The following is a 4,499-nucleotide window of genomic DNA, read 5'->3' as shown; positions in this document are numbered from 1 at the left end:
CTCCTACACGCTTTGTTACGGGTGCCCTTCACAGGGTGAAACGGGAAACCGGTGAATCATGTGCTTTACTCTTAAGCCATGTCAGTCCGGTGCTGCCCCCGCAACGGTAAGCGAGCGAAGCGTCAGATCCACTGTGCCACTACGGCATGGGAAGGTGGCGCTTGCAGGATCAGGCAAACGCCTGCGCCCCTCGTGAGCCCGGAGACCGGCCCGCAACACAAAGTGACCAGTACGATCACTGAACCAACAAACCCGCGGTGGGCGGGCGCTGTTTGAACCTCTGCGCGGCTGGTCGTGCGGGGGTTTGCATGCGCTCTTATTCCCCGCTGACAGACCAGAGGGAAACGCCATGTCGATCATCAGCAGCGCCGAACACACATCCGCGAGCACCACCTCAACCCTGACCCAACGTCTGAGCGCCGCCGTCTGCGCGTCGATCCTGGGTGCGTGCCTGGTGTATTTCGCCGGTTTCTCGCACATCGAAGCAGTGCACAACGCCGCCCACGATACCCGTCACAGCTCCGCGTTCCCGTGCCATTGAGAGCTGTCGACATGATCAAGCGTATTGCGCAAACCGCAGGTTTCACCGGGCTGCTGGCCGCCCTGCTGCTGACCCTGCTGCAAAGCTTCTGGGTCGCTCCGCTGATATTGCAGGCCGAGACTTACGAAAAAGCCGAACCGGCCGCTGTTGAAATGCATGAGCACGCCGACGGTGCGATGGCTGCCCACACTCACGATGCGCAAGCCTGGGAGCCGGAAGACGGCTGGCAGCGCGTGCTGTCGACCACCGGCGGCAATCTGGTGGTAGCGGTCGGTTTCGCCCTGATGCTCGCCGGCCTGTACACCTTGCGTGCGCCGACCAAAACCTCCCAGGGCCTGCTCTGGGGCCTGGCCGGTTATGCGACGTTCGTGCTCGCACCGACGCTCGGCCTGCCACCTGAATTGCCCGGCACTGCCGCAGCCGATCTGGCACAACGGCAACTGTGGTGGATCGGCACCGCCGCCTCCACCGCCGTCGGTATCGCCCTGATCGTATTCAGCCGTCACTGGCTGATGAAAGTCCTCGGTGTGGCAATCCTTGCCGTTCCTCATGTGATTGGCGCACCGCAACCGCAAGTGCATTCGATGCTCGCTCCAGAGGCGCTGGAAACCCAGTTCAAAGTCGCTTCGCAACTGACCAACGTGGCGTTCTGGCTGGCCCTGGGCCTGATCAGCGCCTGGTTGTTCCGTCGTAAAAGCGATGGACAATACCACGCATGACTGACGTCAGCACAGCACCGACCCTGGTGGTCGGCCTGGGCTGCCAACGGGGCTGCCCCGTCAGCACGTTGCTGGCGCTRCTCGATCAGGCACTGGAGGCGCACCAGATTGCTCGTCATGAAATCAAGGCCCTGGCCAGCATCGACTCGAAGCGTGACGAACCTGCGCTAATCGAACTGGCTCAGCAGCTTGGCCTGGAGTTGATGTATTTCAGCAGTGAACAACTGGCCGCATATGAACCGCAACTCAGTCATCAATCGCAAATAGCGTTTGAACGCACCGGTTGCTACGGCGTGGCGGAAAGCGCCGCACTGGCCCTGGCGGAACAACTGGCCCAGGCCCCGGCAAAACTGCTGATTCCACGACAAAAATATGCTCAGGCAACCTTGGCATTGGCCGGCGCTGCGTAAAAAACCGATAATCCCCGCCTTCGATCATGAACACTCTTCATCTGAAGCCCTGCTCAGTCCCTTTTTCCCCACAGGAACCGACGATGACCGTCTACTWCATTGGCGCAGGTCCCGGCGACCCCGAACTGATTACCGTCAAGGGCCAGCGGCTGATTCGCAGCTGTCCGGTGATCATTTATGCCGGCTCCCTGGTGCCTGCCGCCGTACTGGAAGGTCATTGTGCCGAACAGGTGGTCAACAGCGCCGAACTGCACCTGGAACAGATCATCGACCTGATCAAGAGCGCCCACGCCAAAGGCCAGGATGTTGCCCGGGTGCACTCCGGCGATCCGAGCCTGTATGGCGCCATTGGCGAACAGATTCGCTATCTGCGTGAACTGAACATTGCGTTCGAAATCGTCCCAGGCGTAACGGCCACAGCCGCTTGCGCCGCGCTTTTGGGCGCAGAACTGACGCTGCCGGACGTATCCCAGAGCGTGATCCTGACGCGCTACGCCGACAAGACCACCATGCCAACCGGAGAGGAGTTCTCCAGCCTCGCGCAACACGGCGCGACCATGGCGATCCACTTGGGGGTTAATAACTTGGCGAAGATCGTTGAGGAACTGCTGCCCCATTACGGCGCCGATTGCCCGATTGCGGTGGTGCACCGCGCGAGCTGGCCGGATCAGGATTGGGTGGTGGGAACGCTCGAGGATATTGCCGGGAAGGTTGAAGCCAAGGGCTTTCGCCGTACGGCGTTGATTCTGGTGGGTCGGGTGCTGGGTAGTGACCACTTCAGTGAGTCGTCGCTGTATCGCGCGGGGCATGCTCATTTGTATCGCCCGTAGGGCCCCATCGCGAGCAAGCTCGCTCCCACATTGAAATGCGGTCAACTGTGGGAGCGAGCTTGCTCGCGATGGCGTCAGTAAATTTCACCCATAAAAAAACGGCGCTCACGGTGCGCCGTTTTTTGATTTCGCAGCGAACACCTTAGTAGTAGGCGTTTTCTTTCTGCGTGTGGTCGGTCACGTCACGAACGCCCTTGAGCTCGGGAATGCGCTCGAGCAAGGTGCGCTCGATGCCTTCCTTCAGCGTCACGTCGGCCTGGCCGCAGCCCTGGCAACCACCGCCGAACTGCAGGACGGCGATGCCGTCTTCGACCACGTCGATCAGGCTGACCTGACCGCCGTGGCTGGCCAGCCCCGGGTTGATCTCGGTTTGCAGGTAGTAGTTGATGCGCTCGTTGACCGGGCTGTCGGCGTTGACCATCGGTACTTTGGCGTTTGGCGCCTTGATGGTCAGCTGGCCGCCCATGCGGTCGGTGGCGTAGTCGACAACCGCATCGTCCAGGAAGGCTTCGCTGAAGTGGTCGATGTACGCGGTGAAGCTTTTCAGCCCCAGCGCGGTGTCTTCGGGTTTTTCTTCGCCCGGCTTGCAGTAGGCAATGCAGGTTTCGGCGTACTGGGTGCCAGGCTGGGTGATGAAGACGCGGATGCCGATGCCCGGGGTGTTCTGCTTGGACAGCAGATCAGCCAGATAATCGTGGGCGGCGTCAGTGATGGTAATAGCGGTCATGGAAACTCCTCGCAGGCTTGGACGCAGTTTACGCCAATCAATGCGCCGGACAAAGTCCTAGTATTTTTGTCGGGAAAAGAAACACCAATATCCCTGTGGGAGCGAGCTTGCTCCCGCAGGGGGTCTGCGGTAGATCAGAGATTCTCGTAGCGGTTCATGTCCAGCACGCCCTCTTCCACCGGATCGGTTTCCTGGATGTAGCGGCTCAGGTCATGGAAATAAACCCAGAATTGCGGATGGCTGCGGCGTATTCCCCAACGTTCGACGATTTTCTCGAAGCTGTCGGTGTCCTTGGCGCTTTCCATCGCATCCACAAAGTCCGGCACTTGCCCGGCCGGAATGTTGAACATGAAGTTCGGATAGCTGCTGAGCACACCCGGGAAAATCGTCAGGGTGTCGAGCCCCGGCTGATAGCGCAGCGATTCACCGAGCAGGAATGCGACGTTACTGTGGGCACGGTTGCGCAACAGGCTGTAGACCTCACGCTTGCCGCTGCTGGTTTCGATGCGCAGCAGGGTCGCTTCCGGGAGCTGATCAATCACTTTCAACCCGGCCGCCGGACGGGAAGTCAGGCGGCTTAGCGCCTGCTCGGCACTTTGCAGGTCCGGATCGATGTTCGGCCGCGAACAGTAAGCGCCGTCGCAGCGATTGATCGGGTCGGGCCTGGCATTGAGATCGCCGTAACGGGCCAGCAATTGCCGGGCGAAATCCCGCTTGGGATCCTGCGAATCAAGACTCAACGCAGTCGGCTTGTCATCGTCGATGGACTCGTAGTCCAGCCACATCTTGAATTTGCCACTGTTTTGATACCAGTCGTCGAGGTAGCCATCCCGGGAATCGGCGGGCATCAGGCGCAGGAAATTCTGCTCGGCACCATTGCGGATCAGGTCGAAATACAGCCGCGTCTGGGCCTGGTGGGACACGTTGCCGAACACATCGAAGTTCACTGCCAGTTGATAGTAGGTGCGCTCCAGCAGCGGATAGTCGAATAGCCAAATGGTTTGCGGCACGTCGCCGATCAGGCCTTTGGTCACAGAAGCGCTGTCGAAATGGCGGAAGATGCTCAGCAGCGCATTGTCATTGCCGGCCCACAGGGTCGACCAGCTCGGCGCCGGCTCATCGGCGTAGCTGTCCCGGCGCAAGGCTTCGTATTCGTTACGCTTGTCGCGGTAGTCGTGCCACAGGCTGAGGACGCTGCCGACATCATCGTTCTGCCCCGGCATCGCCAGCAACGGCGTGGCCTGCCCGCGATAGTTCGGATCGGTGACATAC

6 protein-coding genes and 1 riboswitch are annotated in these 4,499 nt (G+C 60.3%); of the genes, 4 read left to right on the top strand and 2 right to left on the bottom strand.

Annotated features, from left to right (window positions below; translation table 11 throughout):
* The first annotated feature begins 2 nt into the window (after positions 1-2).
* A riboswitch (cobalamin riboswitch) is annotated at positions 3-228 on the top strand.
* A 121-nt stretch (positions 229-349) separates the two neighbouring features.
* From ACXRVY_RS18040 to cobM, 4 genes are all read left to right on the top strand, one after another.
* Entirely contained in the window at positions 350-541 is a 192-nt protein-coding gene (locus ACXRVY_RS18040) for a CbtB domain-containing protein (protein ID WP_223463282.1), read from the top strand.
* A gap of 11 nt (positions 542-552) precedes the next feature.
* Positions 553-1,260: a CbtA family protein gene (locus ACXRVY_RS18035; RefSeq protein WP_223463281.1), complete on the top strand. Its 708-nt coding sequence runs from the start codon at positions 553-555 to the stop codon at positions 1,258-1,260.
* On the top strand, positions 1,257-1,670 hold the full coding sequence (locus ACXRVY_RS18030) for a cobalamin biosynthesis protein (protein ID WP_102671349.1): 414 nt from the start codon (positions 1,257-1,259) through the stop codon (positions 1,668-1,670). The genes ACXRVY_RS18035 and ACXRVY_RS18030 overlap by 4 nt, the downstream gene beginning before the upstream one ends.
* A gap of 83 nt (positions 1,671-1,753) precedes the next feature.
* A complete protein-coding gene (cobM, locus tag ACXRVY_RS18025; protein ID WP_458237900.1) occupies positions 1,754-2,500 on the top strand; it encodes a precorrin-4 C(11)-methyltransferase in 747 nt (248 codons plus the stop codon).
* Positions 2,501-2,642: 142 nt separating this feature from the next.
* Here cobM and nfuA read toward each other — a convergent pair whose 3' ends face one another.
* Both nfuA and ACXRVY_RS18015 read right to left on the bottom strand, forming a co-directional pair.
* Complete coding sequence (nfuA, locus tag ACXRVY_RS18020; RefSeq protein ID WP_007912592.1) at positions 2,643-3,227, bottom strand: Fe-S biogenesis protein NfuA; 585 nt, start codon at positions 3,225-3,227, stop codon at positions 2,643-2,645.
* A 134-nt stretch (positions 3,228-3,361) separates the two neighbouring features.
* On the bottom strand, positions 3,362-4,499 hold a 1,138-nt coding region (locus tag ACXRVY_RS18015; RefSeq protein WP_458237899.1), incomplete at its 5' end, for a fatty acid cis/trans isomerase.

The sequence above is a fragment of the Pseudomonas sp. P5_A2_2 genome (assembly GCF_054177685.1).
This window is presented reverse-complemented; position numbering and strand designations above follow the sequence as displayed.

What these genes read in the sequence shown, in the direction of transcription:
- ACXRVY_RS18035 (WP_223463281.1), top strand. Translation starts at nt 553, where the DNA reads ATGATCAAGCGTATTGCGCAAACCGCAGGTTTCACCGGGCTGCTGGCC.
- ACXRVY_RS18040 (WP_223463282.1), top strand. Translation starts at nt 350, where the DNA reads ATGTCGATCATCAGCAGCGCCGAACACACATCCGCGAGCACCACCTCA.
- nfuA (WP_007912592.1), bottom strand. Translation starts at nt 3,227, where the DNA reads ATGACCGCTATTACCATCACTGACGCCGCCCACGATTATCTGGCTGAT.